Source organism: Streptomyces sp. NPDC060027 (genome assembly GCF_042737005.1).
Lineage (GTDB): Bacteria > Actinomycetota > Actinomycetes > Streptomycetales > Streptomycetaceae > Streptomyces.
Genome location: NZ_JBHWVI010000075.1, coordinates 1 through 17,886, shown reverse-complemented (window position 1 = coordinate 17,886; position 17,886 = coordinate 1). Strand labels below are relative to the sequence as shown.

Here is a 17,886-nt window from a genome sequence, read left to right as displayed (position 1 = left end):
TGCGGGTGCGGCTCCCGGTCAGAGGGGGCGGCGGGCCTCAGTGGCCCGTCGCGCCGCCGTTGTCCCTGCGGTCGAGGGCACGCTGGAGCGCCGCGGCGGCGTTCTTGCGGTCGGACTCGCTGTTCGTACGGGAGAGGTGACGGACTCGGCGGACGGTCGTCTCGGCCATGATGAATCGACTCCTTGCCTCCGGCGGAGCCCACGCGGGCGGCCGGAAGTGCGGTGAGGGATTTACGAGACGCCGGAAGGGGCGGGGAGCGGTGCCGCAGGGGTTGCCTGCCAGGGGCTCCGGCTCACGACCGCCATTCGCTTGGTCGAGCGAAAACGTTCGGCTCCTACAAAGCTAGGCGAGGACCGGGCATCTGTCTCCATGATTACTCGGACTTCCTACTATCTGAGACGGCGGATTGCGTCACACCGCTCCGACCTGGGACGACGGTCCGGACGGCGTCACCCGCCGCGGGGTGCAGCCGGAGGGCTCCCATCGTCGGCAGCAGGCACAGCGCGCCCAGCACCACGAACGCGACGGCGTACGCCGACCGCGCTCCACCCGTCAGTGCCTCGCCCCCGCGCAGCGCGACCGTGGCGATCGCGATCCCGAGCCCCGCGGCCAGTTGGTGCGAGGTCGCGAAGAGGGCGTTCGCGTCGCGCAGCCGCTCCTCCCCCGTCTCGCTGAACGCGATCGTCGCGTAGCCGCTGAGTCCGACCGAACGGGCGACGCCGCCGGCGGCCACGACGATCGCGATCACCGCGACCGGCGTCGCCGCCGTGAACAGCGCGCAGCCCGCGGTGGTGACCGCGAGCCCCAGGGTCGAGACGACCAGCAGCGGCCGGAATCCGAACCGGTTGATCAGATACGTCGTCGCCGGCTTGATACCGATGTTGCCCACGAAGACGAACAGGACCACGGCGCCCGACTTCACCGCACTCCACCCGAAGACCTCCTGGAAGAGCAGGGGCAGCAGGAAGGGGAGGGCGGAGACGACCGCCATGTAGAGGGAGCCGTCGAGCGCCGCGGCCCGGAAGGACGGCACGTCCAGGGTGCGCAGGTTGACCAGCGGATGCGCGGCGCGCAGCAGATGGCGCACGGCGGCCGCCAGGGCCACGACCGCGACGGCACCGGTGACGGCCGTCTCCGCCGGGCCGCTCCGGTCTCCGGACACCAGATGCGCGGTCCAGGTCAGGGCGGCCAGGCCGACGCAGGTGAGCAGCATGCCGGGCAGGTCGAGCGGCGGCGCCCCGCCCGGCGTGCCCGGCGCGATGAGCCGGCGGGCGACGAGCAGGGCGAGCACCCCGAGGGGCACGTTCAGGAGGAAGATCCAGTGCCAGGAGGCGTACGTGGTGATCACGCCGCCGAGCAGTGGCGCGACGACCGGGGCGGCGAGGCCCGGCCACACGATGTAGGCGACCGCGCGCGGGAGGTCCCGCTTGGCGATCCCGGCGACCACGACGAGCCGACCGACCGGCACCATCATCGCGCCGCCCGCGCCCTGGAGGACCCGGGTCACGACGAGGACGCCGAGGCCGGGCGCGAGGGCGCAGGCCAGCGAGGCGAGGGTGAAGACCGTGATCGCGGCGAGGAGGACGCGGCGTGGGCCGAAGCGGGCGGTGAGCCAGCCGGAGAGAGGGACGAGGACGGCGAGGGTGACGAGGTAGGCCGTCACGACCAGGCCGACCGAGGCGGGTGTGGTGTGCAGGTCGGCGGCTATCTGCGGGGCGGCCGTCGACACGATCGTGCCGTCCAGCATCTCCATGAAGAAGCAGCCCGCGACCAGGAGCGCGGTGCCGCGCTGACGCGAATCCATCATGGGTCCAGGTTCGGGGCGGACCATTACTGCACACAAGGTCCGATTGCTTCACGTAGCATTGCGTCTCATGCAGCATTCGCGGTCCGTCTCCCCCGGGCGGGACGGGATGTCCCCCCTCCCGGACATGAACCTGCTCCCCGCTCTCGACGCCCTGCTGCGCGCGGGCGGCGTCGCGGGCGCGGCAGCCGAACTGAGCGTGTCCCCCTCGGCGATGAGCCGCACCCTGGGCCGGCTGCGCCGGGTCGTCGGCGATCCGCTCCTCGTCCCGTCGGGCCGGGGCCTGACCCTCACGCCCCGCGCGCGGGAGATGCAGCCCGGGGCGCAGGCGGCGCTCGCGGCCGCGGTGGCCGCCCTCCATCCGCCCCGCGACCTCGAACTCGCGACCCTGCGGAGGGAGTTCAGGATCCGCACGAACGACGGGGTCGCGATGTCCCTGGGCGCCCCGCTGTTGGAGCTGGCGGCGCGGGAGGCACCCGGCGTGCGACTGCGGCTGTTGCCGGAGGGCGACGAGGACCCGGCGGACCTGCGCACCCATGTCGATCTGGACGTGGGCGAGTTGCCGGAGGAACTGCCGCACGACGTGCGCAGCTCCGCCCTCCGGGTGCACCGGTACCTGGCCGTCGCGCGCGCCGACGCCCCCTTCGCGCACGGCCCGTTGACCGCCGCCCGCTTCGCCGCGCTGCCCCACATCACGGTCACCCGGCGCGGCCGCACGCACAGCGTGGTGGACGAACGTCTCGCCGAACTCGGCCTGAGCCGCGACGTCCTGGCCACCGCCCCCACCTACGGCGCGGCCTGCTTCTTCGCCCTGCGCACCGACGCACTGGTCCTGGTCCCCTCGGAGGTCGCGACCGAGGCGTGCCGGGCGATGCCGCTCGTGACCCTGGAGATTCCGCTGGACCTGCCGGAGGTGGTGTCGGCGCAGGCGTGGCACGTACGGCTGGACACCGATCCGGCGCACCGGTGGCTCCGTGGGGCACTCAGCCGCGTGGCCGGGGAGTTCGGCCCCGCCGTGGACGCGGCCCCCGCGACCGGCTGACCGGCGCGCGGCCGGCCTACCGCGGTCGGCTCAGCGCGGTCGGCTCAGCGCGGTCGCCGTACCGCGGCCGGCTCAGCGCGGCACCGCGGCCGGCTCAGCGCGGCGGCGACCGACCGCGGTCGACCGACCGGTACGGCGGGCGTTCCGCCGGTACCCGCTCCGGTCAGAGCACGTCGCCGTCCCGCCAGTCGAAGACCAGCCCGTACGCCGGGTCGAGGGGACCCACGGCCGCGCCGGGACGGACGAAGGTGGTTCCCTCCTCGTCGGGCAGGCGCCGGACGGCACCGTCCGGCGCCAGGACACAGACATGGCCGGGCCAGAGCTGCCAGCCCCGCGCCGCGTACAGGGCGGCCCCGTCCTCGCTCGCGGAGAGCGCGCCGAGCCCGTAGGCGCTCTCGATGATCCGTTCCAGTTCCGCCATCACGCGCCCGCCGAGCCCCGTGCGCCGCACGTCCGCGCGGACGCCGACCGCCTCCACGTATCCGACGCGCAGCGAGCGGCCGCGATGCAGGACGCGCCGCTGGATCACCGAGCCGTGCGCAGCGAGGCCCCGGCCGTCATGGACCAGGACGTGCATCCCGCCGAGTCCGTGGTCCCAGTCCTCGTCCCTGAAGTCCCCGTCGAAGGCGTCCTCCAACAGGGCACGGGCGGCGCGGAGTTCGGCGGGGGTGAGGTCCGCGGTGTGGGCGGTCCGCAGTCGGGTGGCCATCCGGCCAGTATTCACACGGGAGACAGGAATCCCAGCCCTCTCACCGCGCCGCCCCGGGGCGACGACAACCGCCCACGAACAACATCTAACCTTTAAAAATCGCTTGACCAGTTAGATGCACACATGGTGAACTGCTCTCACCATCAAAAACGCCATCAGGGGTTAGGGGATCCGCTCGTGAGCAGCCACCCGGTCCACCACCGCACCACCACCGTCCGCGGCCACCGGATCGCCTATCGCGAGGCCGGCCCCGCGGAGGCGCCCGTCCTGCTCCTCCTGCACGGCTTCCCGAGCAGCTCGCACATGTTCAGGGACCTGCTGCCGCTGCTCGCCGACCGCTACCACCTGGTCGCCCCCGACCACCTCGGCTTCGGCCGCTCCGCCGCCCCCGCGGCCGCCGACTTCCCGTACTCCTTCGACCGGCTGGCCGAGATCACCGAAGAGTTCACCGAGCAGCTCGGCCTCAAGGAGTACGCGCTCTACATCCAGGACTACGGCGCCCCGATCGGCCTGCGCCTCGCGCTCGCGCACCCCGAGCGGGTGACCGCGATCATCACGCAGAACGGCAACGCGTACGAGGAGGGGCTGGGCGCGGGGGCCTGGGCTCCGGTGCTGGCGCTGATCGCGGAGCGCACACCCGAGACGGAGGCGCCGGTCCGCGCCATCAGCGGCCCGGACGGCATCCGGTGGCAGTACCTGACCGGCGTGCCGGACCCGACGCTGGTCAGCCCCGACGCCTACGAGCACGACGCGGCCCTGATGGCCCGCCCCGGCCAGCCGGAGATCCAGCTCGACCTGATCGCGGACTACGACTCCAACTTCGCGCTCTACCCGGCCTTCCAGGAGTACTTCCGCACCAGCCAGGTCCCGCTCCTGGCCGTCTGGGGCGGTCACGACGAGATCTTCGTCCCGGAGGGCGCCCTCGCCTTCCGCCGTGACCTCCCCGACGCGGAGATCCACCTTCTCCCCACGGGCCACTTCGCCCTGGAGACGCACGCGGGCCAGGCGGCCGCGCTCATCGGGGACTTCCTCGGCCGGCACGTGTGAAGCGACGGCGCGCCGTACGGCCGCGGCCCACCGCGGAACTGGAACCGCCCCCGCTCCACGGACGGGGGAGACCGTGGGGCGGGGGCGGAGTGGGTGACGGGCGGCCGGCCCGGGGGCCGGCTGCCGCGTTCGGCTGTCAGCCCATGTGCGGGTAGCCGTAGTCGGTCGGCGGAACCAGCGTCTCCTTGATGGCGCGGGTCAGCGTCCAGCGCATCAGGTTCTGCGGGGCGCCCGCCTTGTCGTTGGTGCCGGAGGCACGGCCGCCGCCGAAGGGCTGCTGGCCGACGACGGCGCCGGTCGACTTGTCGTTGATGTAGAAGTTGCCCGCCGCGTAGCGGAGCTTCTCCATCGTGTACGCGGCCGCCGCGCGGTCGCCGGAGATGACCGCGCCGGTGAGCGCGTAGTCGGACGCCGACTCCATCTGGGTCAGCATCTCGTCGTACTTCTCGTCCTCGTAGACGTGCACGGCGAGGAAGGGACCGAAGTACTCGGTCGTGAAGACCTCGTTCTCCGGGTCCGAGCACTCGACGACGGTCGGGCGCACGAAGTAGCCGACGGAGTCGTCGTACGAGCCGCCCGCGACGATCGTGCAGGTCGGGTCGGCCTTCGCGCGGTCGATGGCCGCCTTGTTCTTGGCGAAGGACCGCTCGTCGATGACCGCGCCGATGAAGTTCGACAGGTCGGTGACGTCACCCATGGTCAGGTAGTCGACCTCGGCCGCGAACTCCTCCTTGAAACCGGAGTTCCAGATGGAGGCCGGGATGTAGGCGCGGGAGCTCGCCGAGCACTTCTGGCCCTGGTACTCGAAGGAACCGCGGGTCAGGGCGGTCTTGAGGATCGCGCGGTCCGCCGACGGGTGGGCGACCACGAAGTCCTTGCCGCCGGTCTCGCCGACCAGACGCGGGTAGGAGCGGTACTTCTCGATGTTGTTGCCGACCGTCTTCCACAGGTACTGGAAGGTCTTGGTCGAACCGGTGAAGTGGATGCCCGCGAGGTCGCGGTGCTCCAGAGCGACCTTGGAGACCTCGATGCCGTCACCGGTGACGAGGTTGATGACGCCCTTGGGCAGGCCCGCCTCCTCCAGGAGCTGCATCAGCAGCACGGCGGCGTGGGTCTGCGTCGGGGACGGCTTCCAGACGACGACGTTGCCCATGAGCGCCGGGGCGGTGGGGAGGTTGCCCGCGATCGCCGTGAAGTTGAAGGGCGTGATCGCGTAGACGAAGCCCTCCAGCGGACGGTGGTCCATGCGGTTCCACACGCCCGGGGAGTTCGCCGGGGGCTGCTCGGCGAGGATCTGGCGGGCGTAGTGGACGTTGAAGCGCCAGAAGTCGACGAGCTCGCAGGGGGTGTCGATCTCGGCCTGCTGGGCGGTCTTCGACTGGCCGAGCATGGTGGAGGCGGCCAGCGTCTCGCGCCAGGGACCGGCCAGCAGCTCGGCGGCGCGCAGGATGATCGCGGCGCGGTCGTCGAAGGCCATCGCGCGCCAGGCGGGAGCGGCGGCGAGGGCCGCGTCGACGGCGTCCTGGGCGTCCTGCTGCGTGGCGTTGGCGTAGGTGCCGATGCGCGCCTTGTGGTTGTGCGGCTGCACGACGTCGAAACGGTCACCGCCGCCCATGCGCCGCTCGCCGCCGATGGTCATCGGCAGGTCGATCGGGTTCTCGGCCAGCTCCTTGAGCTTGGCCTCCAGGCGGGCGCGCTCGGGCGAGCCGGGGGCGTAGCCGTGCACCGGCTCGTTGACGGGGGTGGGGACCTGGGTCACAGCGTCCATTTTTTCCGTAACTCCTTGAGTCGAGCGGGTGGTTCGGTCTCAGCCTTTGGTGAGGATCGAGCGGGCGCTGTGCCTGCCCGGGGGACAACCCCCGGACCCCCGGCCGAAGCCGCGGCACAGCCAAGTGGAATCAGCCACGTGTGATCATGCTTCGCAGGAAGAACACGAGGTTGGCCGGCTTCTCCGCCAGGCGCCGCATGAAGTAGCCGTACCAGTCGGTGCCGTACGCGGTGTAGACGCGCATGCGGTGACCCTCGGCGGCGAGCCGCAGGTGCTCGTCGCTGCGGATGCCGTAGAGCATCTGGAACTCGTACTCGTCCAGTTTGCGCCCGGCGGTCCGCGCCAGCTCCTGCGCGATGGAGATGAGGCGCGGGTCGTGGGACCCGATCATCGGGTACCCCTCGCCCTCCATCAGGATCTTCAGGATGCGGACGTACGCCTTGTCGGTCTCGGCCTTCTGCTGGTACGCGACCTCGGCGGGCTCCTTGTAGGCGCCCTTCACCAGACGGACGCGGCTGCCGCTCTCGGCGAGGCGGCGGGCGTCGGCCTCGGTGCGGAACAGGTAGGCCTGGATCACACAGCCGGTCCCCGGGAAGTCCTTCCGCAGCTCCTCGTGGATGGCGAACATCGAGTCGAGGGTGGTGTGGTCCTCGGCGTCCAGCGTGACGGTGGTGCCGATGGCGGCGGCGGCCTCGACGACCGGGCGGACGTTGGCGAGGGCCAGCTCGTGGCCGCCCTCCAGCGCCTGTCCGAACATGGAGAGCTTGATCGACATCTCGGCCTTGGTGCCGAGGCCGAGCTCCTTGAGGCGGCCGATCAGCTCCAGGTACGCGTCACGGGCGGCGTACGACTGCTCGGGGGTCGTGATGTCCTCGCCGACGACGTCCATCGTGACTTCCAGGCCCTTGCCCGTGAGGTCCTTGATGATCGGGACGACCTGGTCGACGGTCTCCCCGGGGATGAACCGGTCGACGACCGGCTTGGTCACCGGGGCCGCCGAGATCAGACGGCGCATCTTGTCGCTGCGCGAGGCGGCGAGAATCACGGGACCCAGCACGGGGCACCTCCACAACGAAGCCAGTAGGAGGCCGAATCCCGACGATTCGGGTACGGCACGGAGAACCACCGTGAAACCTAGGGATCTCTCCGATCCTCGGCCATCGACAGCTGTCACGCATCCGTGCCCCGGATCTCAGACATATGTATGAAGAGCTCGCGGAAATGCGCGAGAATGCCCGGGTGAGCGGTGAATACAGAGGCGACTACCAAGAGCTGGTCGACGAGATCTCGGCGCTCCTCGGCGTCCCCGCGACGCTGGAGAGCCGTGATTTCGAGCTGATCGCCTTCGGCGCGTACGACAGCGAGGGCGACCTCGATCCCTCCGCCCTCGACCCCGTGCGCACCCGCTCGATCCTCACCCGCCGCTCCACCACGGCGGTCCGCACCTGGTTCGAGGGCTTCGGCATCACCCGCGCCACCGGGCCCGTCCGTATCCCGCCGACCCCGGAGGCCGGCGTCTACCGGGGCCGGATCTGTCTCCCGGTGCGCCATCGGGGCATCGTCCTCGGCTATGTCTGGCTGCTGGACGACGACCCGGGTCCCACGGACGCCCAGCTCACCGCCGCCATGCAGGTGGCCTCCCGCATCGGCGCCCTGCTCGCGGACGAGGCGCAGGCCGGCGCGGATCTCACCCGCGAGCTGCGCGCCGTCCTGACCGCCGAGCGCGGCTGGCAGCGCGACATGGCGGTGGCCGAGCTGCGCACGGCGCTCGGCCCGCGCGGCGACGGCCTGCACACGGTGGTGTGCGTGGCGCCGTGGCCCTCGGCCGACCCGGACGACGCCCCTTCCGCCCGTACGGTGCCGGGGGCGACGGCGCTGTGCACCATCCCGTGGGGCGCCACCGGCCAGAGCCTGGCCCTGCTGGTCCGGCTGCGTTCGCCGGACGTACTGACGCCCGCGCTCACGGCGGCCACCCGGTTCGTACGGGAGGCTGCGGGCGGCCGCGGCGAGGCCGGGGCCACCGGGTCCGGTCGTCCGGGCGGGGCCGCGGGACCGGCCCGGAGGGGCAGCGCTTCGGCGTCCGCGCCTTCCGGCGGTGCCGGTGCCTCGGGCGTGTCCGGAGCAGCTGGCGGGACGGTGGCGGCCGCTTCCTCCCACGGCGCCTCGGGAGCCGCATCCCCCGGCGCCGCCCCGGGAGCCGCTTCCCTCGGCGGGACGGCGGCTGCCGGGATCGCCGCGGCCCGGGTGGGGCTCGGGGAACTGGGGACCGCCTGGCACGAGGCGGCCGCCGCCGCGCGTGCGGTGCTGGCCGAACCCCGGCTCGGCCCGGTCGCCGAGTGGGGGGCCATCGGCCCCTTCCGGCTGCTCACGGCGCTCCCCCGGGAGGTCGCCCACGACCCCGTCGTACGCGACCTGTTGGCCCCGGCGCACCGCGAACTCGCGCGCACCGCCGAGGTGTTCCTCGACCGAGCGGGCCAGGCCGGTCGCACGGCGGCCGAGTTGGGCATCCACCGCCAGACGCTCTATTACCGCCTGTCCCGCGTGGAACACCTCACCGGCCTCGACCTGGACGACGGAGAGGACCGGCTCCTGCTGCACATGGCGCTGAAGGGGGCGCGGCTCTAGCTGTCGGCCCCTCGATCTCCGGACCGGCTCGGGCTCGTCCCCGGCGTCGGCCTCAGGACCGGCCGGGCAGGCACACGTCCGGCGTCGGTCTCACGGCCGGCTCGACGGCCTCGCGTCCGGTGTGAGCAGATCACCGACCGCCGCCACCCCCTCGGCGATCGCCCGCTCCCCCACGTCGCCGAAGCCGAGTACCAGTTGGGCAGGCGTCGACGCGTGGCCGGAGCGGCAGGGGCTCATGCCGTACAGGCCGACGGAGCGTTCCCGGGCCGCGGCGACGACGAACCGCTCGTCGGCCGTCGCCGCCAGGTGCAGGACCGCGTGGAACCCGGCGGCCAGTCCGGTGAGCCGGACCTCCGGAGCGTGCGTGGCGAGCACGGTGACCAGGGCCGTGCGCCGGGCCGCGTAGACGGCGCGCATCCGGCGCAGGTGGCGGTCGTAGCGGCCGGACTCGATCAGCTTCGCGAGGGCGAGCTGGTCCAGGGTCGGGGAGCCGCGGTCGGTGAGCCGCTTGGCCTCCCTGACCGGGGCGGCGAGCGCGGGCGGGCAGAGCAGCCAGCCGATGCGCAGCGCCGGGGCGAGCGACTTGCTGACGGTGCCGATCGAGACCACCCGGTCCGCGGCCAGCCCCTGGAGCGCACCCACCGGCTCCCGGTCGTAGCGGAACTCGGCGTCGTAGTCGTCCTCGATGACGTAGGCGTCCCGCCGCATCGCCCACTCGATGAGGGCGAGCCGGCGCGCGGGGGCGAGGACGACCCCGGTGGGCCACTGGTGCGCCGGGGTGACGATGACGGCGCGGGCTCCGGTCGCGTCGAGGGCCCGTACGTCGACGCCGTCCTCGTCGACGGGAACGGGCACGGCCGTCAGTCCCGCCGCCCCGGCGGCGGCCGACGCGGTGGCGGGGCCGCCCGGATCCTCGTACGCCACCACCCGCACACCGGCGAGCGCCAGGCTGCGCAGCGTCAGCCCGAGCCCCTGCGCGTAGCCGGAGCAGACGACGATGCGCTCGGGGTCGGCCGCGGCCGCCCGCACCCGGCGCAGATATCCGGCCACCACCTCGCGCAGCACCGAACTCCCGCGCGGGTCCCCGTAGTCCAGATCCGCCGTCGGCATGGTACGGCCGGCCTCGCGCGTCGCCCAGAGCCAGTCGGCGAGCGGGAAGCTTCCCAAGTCCGGTACCCCGTGCCGGAAATCCGCGATCAGGCGCGGGGCGGCCTGGTCCGGGGAGACCGGCGCGGCCGGCACATGGGCTCCCGCCGCGACCCGCGTGGCGGAACCGACGCGGGTCACCAGGTAGCCCTCCGCCTGGAGTTGGGCGTAGCAGTCCTGGACGAGGCCGCGCGACAGAGCGAGCTCGCGGGCGAGTTCACGGGAGGACGGAAGACGTTCACCGGCGCCGAGGCGGCCGGTGCGGATCGCGTCGCGTACCTGCCGCTCCAGCTGGGCGCGCAGCTGCTCGCCGCTGTCCCGGTCGACGGACAGCAGCAGCTCGGGCGACAGACCGGCCCACTGCGGAGGCATGAAATTGGAGCTTACCGACGGTCCGGTCAAAATCTAACGTCGTTCCCATGACGACTCCCTCGATGCCGCAGACGCCCCGGACGACTCCGACGACTCCGAGTCCGACTGCGGGTCCGACTCTGAGTTCGGCTGTGGATGGGGCTTCGGGTCCGGCTCCGAGTCCGACTGCGGGTGGGACTGCGGGTCCGGCTCCGAGTCCGGCTGCGGGTGGGGAGGCGGGTCCGACTGAGAGTGGGAGTGCGGGTGGAACCGCGGGTCCGACTCGGAGTCCGGCTACGGATGGGACTGCGAGTGGGGCTGCTGGTCCGGCTGCGGGTGGGGCTGAGACACCCTTACCGGCACCGGCGCCCTCGCCCGTGCCGACCACGTCCGTCGCGCCTGTCCTGCCCGCCACGCCCGCTCCGCCGGATCAGGCTCCGGTTCCGACGGCTCCGACGAGCGCGACGGCTCCGGCCCACGGGTCCGGGTCCGCCGCCCGGCCGCCGCTGCTGGCCCGGCCCCTGATGCTCCGCTTCGTGAGCATGATCGGCGCCTCGGTGAGCTTCTTCCTGCTGCTCTCGGTCGTCCCCGCCTACGCCACGGCGTCGGGCGCGGGCCCGGCGACCGGCGCCCTGATGCTGTCCACGGTCCTCGGCGAACTCGCCGCTCCCCGCTTCGTGGCGCGCTACGGATACCGCGTGGCGCTGATCGCGGGCCTCTCCCTGCTCGGCGCGCCCGCCCTCGTCCTCACTGTCTCGCACTCGCTGGCGTGGATCGTGCTGGTCTGCCTGGTCCGCGGCCTCGGTTTCGCGCTCACCCTTGTGGCGGGCGGAGCGCTCACCGCCTCGCTGATCCCGGCCGAACGGCGGGGTGAGGGTCTGGCACTGGTGGGCGTGGTCTCCGGCGTACCGTCGCTGATCGCCCTGCCGCTGGGCGTGTGGCTGGCCGCGCACGTGGGCTGCACCCCGGTCGCCGTCGCCGCGGGCGTGGCCGCGCTGGCCGCCGTCGCGTCGGTGCCGGGTCTGCCCGACCGGGAGGCGACGTCGGAGAAGCCGGTGGGGATGGTGGCCGCCCTGCGGACCGGTGCCCTGGCCCGGCCCGCGATCGTGTTCGCGACCACCGCCCTGGCGACCGGGATCATCGTCACCTTCCTGCCGCTGGCGGTCCCCGCCGCCGCGTCCGGGGTCGTCGCGGTGGCCCTCTTCACACAGCCCGCCGCGTCGACCGCGGCCCGTTGGGCGGCGGGCCGGTACGGCGACCGGCACGGACCGGCGCGGCTCGTGCTGCCGAGCCTGCTCCTGTCGGCCGGCGGCATGCTGATCACCGCGTTCACCGGGAGCCCGGTCGCCGTCGTGGCCGGGGTGGCCGTCTTCGGCGTCGGCTTCGGCATCGCCCAGAACGCGACCCTGACCTTGATGTACGCACGGGTCCCGGCCTCCGGCTACGGCACGGTCAGCGCGCTGTGGAATCTGGCGTACGACGGTGGCATGGGCGTCGGCGCGGTCGGTTTCGGCACCCTGGCCGGACCGGTGGGCTACGCGGCCGCCTTCGCCATCACGGGCGCGTTGATGCTGGTGGCACTGGTCCCGGCCGTCCGCGACCTGCACACCCCCGCCCCCAAGGCGTGACCGGCCGGCCCGGCGGGCACACCAGCATCGGACGCACGCTCACCGGGCGAGCGGCGGACGGACGGCGGCCGGGCGGGAGGCCATCGAGCGGGGGCTCGCCGCGCGGCCCGGCCGGGGTCACTTCGCCTCGCGCGCCCCGTCGATCACGCGGCGCAGCCCGTCGGTGAGTTCGTCCGCCGTGGACGCGCTCGCCGGGTCGAAGAGCCACTGCACCATCAGGCCGTTGAGCAGCGCCTGATAGAAGCCGCCGAGCGACTTCACCGTCGCCTCGTCGAGCGCCTCCTCGTCCCGCCCGGTGAACATCGCGACCAGCCCGGACCGTCCCTCGATCTGGGCCTTCGCCATCAGATCCCGCAGCTCCGGCACCCGGTCCCCCTGCGTCGCGATCTCCATGCTGGCCGCCCACAGGGGCCGGAAGTCCTCGAAGGACTCCAGCATCCGCGCCCACACGCTGTGGAAGCGCTCCACGGAGCCCCCGGGCTCGACCTCGCGCGCCGACGCCGGGGCGAACTTCTCGCCCCACTCCTGGATCAGCTCCACGAAGGCCTGCGTGAGGAGTGCGTCCTTCGACCCGTAGTGGTAGCCGATGGACGCGAGATTCGTCCCCGATTCCTTGACGATGTCGCGCGCCGTGGTGCGCACGAAGCCCTTCTCCAGCAGGCAGCGCTTGGCGCCTTCGAGCAGATCCTCACGGTGTCCCATGCCGGCCAGCGTACCCGGAATTCAGACAACCGTCCCATACGAACGTCAAGGACAGATGTATTAAACGCTCGTACTAGACAAGCGTTTAAGACGTGCGTACAGTCCCTGCCATGACGAACCCGACGAGCACGACACCCTCCTCCGGCGCCCTGGCCGGACGCCGTGAATGGACCGCCCTCGGCGTGCTGATGCTTCCGCTGCTCCTGGTCTCGATGGATGTCTCGGTCCTCTACTTCGCGATCCCCTCGATCAGCGCGGACCTGGAGCCGAGCGGGACCCAGCAGCTGTGGATCTTCGACATCTACGCGTTCGTGCTCGCCGGTCTGCTGATGACGATGGGCTCGCTCGGTGACCGCATCGGGCGCCGCAAGCTGCTCCTGTTCGGCGCCGCCGCCTTCGGCACCGCCTCGGTGCTGGCGGCCTACGCGAACAGCGCCGAGATGCTGATCGCGGCCCGTGCGATCCTCGGCATCGGCGGCGCGACCCTGATGCCGTCGACGATGGCGATCATCCGCACGATGTTCACGGACCCCGGCCAGCGCGCGAAGGCCATCGGCATGTGGTCCGGCGTCATGACCGGTGGTATCGCGCTCGGTTCGGTGATGAGCGGTGTCCTCGTCCAGTACTTCTGGTGGGGCTCGGTCTTCCTCGTCAACCTGCCCGCGATGGTGCTGCTGCTGGTCCTCGGCCCGATCCTGCTCCCCGAGTCCAGGAACCCGGAGCCCGGCCGCTTCGACCTGCTCAGCGTGCCGCTGTCGATGGCCGCCGTGCTGCCCGTGATCTACGGCATCAAGGAGATCCCGTCCGAGGGCTGGAAGACCGAGTACGTCGTCTCGGTCCTCGTCGGACTGGTCTTCGCCGCCCTGTTCGTCCACCGTCAGCGCACCGCGAAGTCCCCGCTGATCTCCCCGGCCCTGTTCCGCGGCCGCGGCTTCGCGCCCGCCGTCGTGCTCAACCTGATCGCCTCGTTCGGCATGCTGGGCTCGGCGTACTTCACCACCCAGTACCTCCAGTCGGTGCTCGGCAAGAGCTCCATGGAGGCGGCCCTGTGGGCCCTGCTCCCCACCGTCCTGGTCGGAGTGGCCGCGCCGGTCTCCGCGCAGCTCGTGCAGAAGGGCGTGGACCGCGCCCATGTCGTCTCCGGCGGCTTCGTGACCGCCGCCTGCGGTTACGGCCTGCTGACCCTCGCCGGCACCGACTCCCTGTGGCTCGTGCTGGCCGGCGCGGGTGTCCTCGCCGCCGGAATCGTCACCGTGATGTCGCAGATGATGGACCTGGCCCTCGGCACCGTCCCCGTCGGCAACGCGGGCTCGGCCTCCTCCCTGCTGGAGACCGGGGCCGAGTTCGGCGGCGCCCTCGGCATGGCCGTCCTGGGCTCCATCGGTACGGCGGTCTACCGCCAGGACGTCCCGGCCGGCGTCCCCACCGCGGCCCACGAGACGCTGGGCGGCGCGCTCGCCGTGGCCGGACAGCTGCCGGGCGACGCGGGCCAGGCCCTGGCGCGGGCCGCACGGGAGGCGTTCACCGACGGCATGCAGGCGGCGGCGGTCGCGGGCGTGATCCTCCTGCTGGGCGCCGCGGCGCTCGCCACCGCGACCCTGCGCAAGGTGTCGGTGCGCGGGACCGAGGGCGCACCGGAAGCGGTGGCCCCCGAGCAGGCGACGGCCTGACACCACCCGCCGGGCGGCCGACGCCCGAGCCCCCACCCGCCGGGCGGCCCGGACGACTCCGGCCCGCCCGGCATCGGCACGCGTCGGAACTCCGACTCCCCGCATCGGCACGCGCGGGGAGTCGCGTCTCCGTTCCGGCCCGCCGAGCCTGGGCACGCGCGGGAGCGGGAGCGTTCCGGCCCGCCCGGCATCGGCGTGTGTGCGGCGTGCGGCATCGCTCGGTGTCCGCGCGTGCGTCAGGGTGCGTCGGGGTGTCGCGGGGGCGGACTTGGCCGAGGGGCGAGTACGGGGCGGGTCCCCGGGAGGCCGGCGCCGGGGAGTTGTCGGTGGGGCGTGCCAGGATGGGTGTCGTGGCACAGACATTCGGTACGCCGTTCATCGGCCGGGGGGACGAACTCGCCCGGCTCACCGGCGTGCTGGAGCGGGCCAGGGACGGCGACCCCCGTGCCGTCCTGGTGGCCGGAGACGCCGGCGTCGGCAAGACCCGCACGCTCACGGAGGCCGCGGCGCACGCCGCCGCCGCCGGTATGACGGTCCTGACCGGCCACTGCGTCGACCTCGGGGACGTGGGCCTGCCGTACCTCCCGTTCACGGAGATCCTCGGCGCCCTGGCCGCCGACGACCGCTTCGCCCCGGCCCTCGCGGCCCACCCGGCGGTGCACCGGCTGACCGGCGGCGGGCCGGGCACCGGCACCGCACCGGACCCCGGCAGCCGCCTCCAGCTCTTCGAGGGCATCGCGGGGCTCCTCGCCGACCTGTCCGATGTCTCCCCGCTCCTGCTGATCCTCGAAGACCTCCACTGGGCGGACCAGTCCTCCCGCGACCTGCTCCGCTTCCTGCTCAGCCGGGGTGTCCTGCAGCGGCCCGCGCCCGGCGGCCCGGCCCGCCGCCTGGCGGTCTTCGCCTCGTACCGCGCGGACGACCTGCACCGCCGCCACCCCCTGCGCCCCCTGCTCGCCGAGCTGATCCGGCTGCCCGCCGTCGACCGGCTGGAACTGCGGCCGATGGCCGACGCCGACGTGGCCCGGCTCGTGCGCGCGCTGCGCACCGGCCCCGTCTCCGACGCCACGGTCCGCCGCATCGTCGACCGCGCCGAGGGCAACGCCTTCTACGCCGAGGAGTTGCTCGCCGCGCTGCCCGGTGACGACGGCTCCGTCTCCCCCGCCATGCCCAGCGGACTGGCCGACGTCCTCCTCATCCGCATCGAGCAACTCTCCGAGACCGCCCAGCAGGTGCTGCGCACGGCGGCCGTCGCGGGGCGCCGCGTCGAGCACGACCTGCTGCGTGACGCCGTACAACTGCCGCAGGACGAGCTGGAGTCGGCGCTGCGCGAGGCCGTCGGCCACCAACTGCTGCTGCCCGGTGGCGACGCGACGTACTCGTTCCGGCACGCGCTCACCCGGGAGGCCGTGTACGCGGACCTGCTGCCCGGCGAGCGGGTCCGGCTGCATGGACTGTTCGCCAAACTCCTGGCCGGGCAAGCCCGTTCGGCGAAGAACGCGGCGGAGCGCGCCCATCACTCACGCGAGAGCCACGACCTGGCCGACGCGCTCACCGCCTCCCTCGAAGCCGCCGACCACGCCCAGGGCGTCGGCGCGCCCGCCGAGGAGCTGCGCCATCTGGAGACCGCACTCGAACTGTGGCCCGCGGTGGACACCGCCGCCCGCCCCGAGGGCGGCGGCACGGTCGCCCTCACCCTGCGCGCCTCGGCGGCCGCCGCCCGAGCCGGTGAGTCCCATCGCGCGGTCCACCTCACCCGCGACGCGCTCGCCCGGGCCGGCTCGGACGTCGACTCCGAGCTCGCCGCCCGGGTGCGGTACACCCTCGCGGGCCATCTGATGCGGATCGACAGCCTGAAGGCCGCGTTCACGTACAGCAGTGAGGCGCTCGCGATGATCCCCGCCGAGCCGCCCTCGTACACCTGGGTGTGGGCGGCCGCGACCCATGTCATGGCCGCCCGCTATGTGGGACGGGACGAGGACGCCGAGCGGGTCGCCCGGCAGGCGCTGGCGACGGCCGAGGGGCTCGGGCTGGCCGACGCCCAGGCCGACCTGACGATCTCCCTGGTCGGCATGGAAGCGCACAACCGGCGCACCCCGGAGGGCCGCGACCGGCTGCGCCGGGCCCGCGAACTGGCCCGCGGCGCGGGGAACTTCCCGGTGGAGATGCGGGCACTGTTCAACCTGGCCATCGGGTGCTACGAGTCCGGCGACCTGGACGAGTGCCTGACCTGGCTCGGCGACGGCCTCGACCGCGCCCGCCGCGCCGGTCTCGTCTCATCGCCGTACGCCCTGGAACTCCGCTTCCTCCAGTCCCTGGTGCTCTACACCCTGGGCCGCTGGGACGAGTGCGCGCGAGCGGCCGCCGACGACGCCGAACTGCTGCCGACGGCGGGTGGGTTCGCGGCCGGTCCCGCGCTGTACGTCGCCCTGGCCCGCGGCGAGCACGACGCGGCGGTCACGGGGGCCCGCGCACTGCTCGACCGGCCGTTCGACTGGATGGCGACGCTCGTCGCGAGCATCGTGCTGACCGACGCGGCGGCGCTGCGCGGCGACGCCGAGGAATCCGTACGCCGGCTGCGCACCTCGGTCGAGGCTCTCTCGGACGCCTCGGGCTCCGACCGGCCCGACGTGGTGGTGCGGCTCGCCGCGCTCGCCCTGTCGGCGGTCGCGGACACGGCCGAGGAGGCACGCCTGTCCGGCGACCCGACGGGCGGCGACCGCTGGGCGGACACCGCCACCGAGCTGGTGGAGCTGGCCCGGAGCACGGCGGCCCGGGGCGAGGACGGCACCGAGCAGGGCCCCGAGGGCCTGGCCTGGCTCGCCCGCGCCGAGGCGGAAGGGCTGCGCGCCCGCACCGGCCCGGACGTCGCGGCCTGGGAGCGGGCCGTGGCGGCGTTCGGCTACGGCGATCCGTACGAACTCGCCCGCAGCAGAAGGCGGCTCGCGGAAGCCCTCCTCGCGGCCGGCCGCCGCGAGGAGGCCGCCGAACAGGCCCGCGCGGCCGGTGAAACCGCCCTGCGCCTCGGTGCGGTGCCGCTGCGCGAGGCCCTGGACGCGCTCGTCCGGCGCGGCCGCCTCGCCGAGTCACCCGCCGCCGGGGAGCGCATCGCCGCGCTGACCGCCCGGGAGAGCGACGTGCTGCGGCTGCTCGGCCGGGGACGCACCAACCGCCAGATCGGCGAGGAGCTGTTCATCAGCGGCAAGACGGCGAGTGTCCACGTCTCCAACATCCTGGCCAAGCTGGGCGCGGCGAGCCGCACCGAGGCCGTGGCCATCGCCTACCGCGAGCGCCTGATCGAGCCGGAGACGACACCGTCCGCGTGAGGCGCCGCAGGACGCGCGAGGGCCGGGACACCCTCGGGTGTCCCGGCCCCCGTCGCGTATAAACAAA

General features: G+C 73.3%; 13 protein-coding genes. 6 read left to right on the top strand and 7 right to left on the bottom strand.

All coding sequences use genetic code 11. The annotated features are described in order from the left end of the window. Window positions 1–37 precede the first annotated feature (37 nt). Both ACFWBT_RS20095 and ACFWBT_RS20090 read right to left on the bottom strand, forming a co-directional pair. Window positions 38–169, bottom strand: coding sequence for a hypothetical protein (locus ACFWBT_RS20095; RefSeq protein WP_266763092.1), 132 nt, complete (start codon window positions 167–169; stop codon window positions 38–40). Window positions 170–374: 205 nt separating this feature from the next. Further along, window positions 375–1,808 carry an MFS transporter gene (locus ACFWBT_RS20090; RefSeq protein ID WP_385702068.1) on the bottom strand — a complete coding sequence of 478 codons (1,434 nt, stop codon included), beginning with the start codon at window positions 1,806–1,808 and terminating at the stop codon, window positions 375–377. 67 nt (window positions 1,809–1,875) lie between these two features. Here ACFWBT_RS20090 and ACFWBT_RS20085 point away from each other — a divergent pair, with 67 nt between their 5' ends. After that, complete coding sequence (locus ACFWBT_RS20085) at window positions 1,876–2,847, top strand: LysR family transcriptional regulator (RefSeq protein ID WP_385702066.1); 972 nt, start codon at window positions 1,876–1,878, stop codon at window positions 2,845–2,847. Between the two features lie 163 nt (window positions 2,848–3,010). Here ACFWBT_RS20085 and ACFWBT_RS20080 read toward each other — a convergent pair whose 3' ends face one another. Next, on the bottom strand, window positions 3,011–3,556 hold the full coding sequence (locus tag ACFWBT_RS20080; RefSeq protein ID WP_385702063.1) for a GNAT family N-acetyltransferase: 546 nt from the start codon (window positions 3,554–3,556) through the stop codon (window positions 3,011–3,013). Between the two features lie 177 nt (window positions 3,557–3,733). On the opposite strand from ACFWBT_RS20080, the gene ACFWBT_RS20075 reads away from it, so the two are divergent. Then, a complete protein-coding gene (locus ACFWBT_RS20075) occupies window positions 3,734–4,603 on the top strand; it encodes an alpha/beta fold hydrolase (RefSeq protein WP_385702061.1) in 870 nt (289 codons plus the stop codon). A gap of 136 nt (window positions 4,604–4,739) precedes the next feature. Here the strand turns inward: ACFWBT_RS20075 and pruA are convergent, their stop codons facing one another. Next, entirely contained in the window at window positions 4,740–6,371 is a 1,632-nt protein-coding gene (pruA, locus tag ACFWBT_RS20070) for an L-glutamate gamma-semialdehyde dehydrogenase (protein WP_385702058.1), read from the bottom strand. Between the two features lie 130 nt (window positions 6,372–6,501). Beyond that, complete coding sequence (locus ACFWBT_RS20065; protein WP_385702057.1) at window positions 6,502–7,428, bottom strand: proline dehydrogenase family protein; 927 nt, start codon at window positions 7,426–7,428, stop codon at window positions 6,502–6,504. Between the two features lie 164 nt (window positions 7,429–7,592). Here ACFWBT_RS20065 and ACFWBT_RS20060 point away from each other — a divergent pair, with 164 nt between their 5' ends. Continuing rightward, window positions 7,593–8,996 (top strand): PucR family transcriptional regulator, encoded by a 1,404-nt coding sequence (locus ACFWBT_RS20060; RefSeq protein WP_385702055.1) that lies wholly within the window; start codon window positions 7,593–7,595, stop codon window positions 8,994–8,996. A gap of 90 nt (window positions 8,997–9,086) precedes the next feature. Here the strand turns inward: ACFWBT_RS20060 and ACFWBT_RS20055 are convergent, their stop codons facing one another. Next, the gene (locus ACFWBT_RS20055) at window positions 9,087–10,514 is read right to left on the bottom strand and encodes a PLP-dependent aminotransferase family protein (protein WP_385702053.1); all 1,428 of its coding nucleotides are present in this window, start codon (window positions 10,512–10,514) and stop codon (window positions 9,087–9,089) included. Between the two features lie 521 nt (window positions 10,515–11,035). Between ACFWBT_RS20055 and ACFWBT_RS20050 the strand changes: the two genes are divergently transcribed. Next, window positions 11,036–12,121, top strand: a complete 1,086-nt coding sequence (locus tag ACFWBT_RS20050) for an MFS transporter (RefSeq protein ID WP_385702091.1) — start codon at window positions 11,036–11,038, stop codon at window positions 12,119–12,121. Between the two features lie 117 nt (window positions 12,122–12,238). Here the strand turns inward: ACFWBT_RS20050 and ACFWBT_RS20045 are convergent, their stop codons facing one another. Then, window positions 12,239–12,823, bottom strand: a complete 585-nt coding sequence (locus ACFWBT_RS20045) for a TetR/AcrR family transcriptional regulator (RefSeq protein WP_385702050.1) — start codon at window positions 12,821–12,823, stop codon at window positions 12,239–12,241. Between the two features lie 110 nt (window positions 12,824–12,933). Between ACFWBT_RS20045 and ACFWBT_RS20040 the strand changes: the two genes are divergently transcribed. Continuing rightward, the gene (locus ACFWBT_RS20040) at window positions 12,934–14,493 is read left to right on the top strand and encodes an MFS transporter (RefSeq protein WP_385702048.1); all 1,560 of its coding nucleotides are present in this window, start codon (window positions 12,934–12,936) and stop codon (window positions 14,491–14,493) included. A 350-nt stretch (window positions 14,494–14,843) separates the two neighbouring features. Beyond that, a complete protein-coding gene (locus ACFWBT_RS20035; protein WP_385702046.1) occupies window positions 14,844–17,819 on the top strand; it encodes an AAA family ATPase in 2,976 nt (991 codons plus the stop codon). Window positions 17,820–17,886 lie beyond the last annotated feature (67 nt).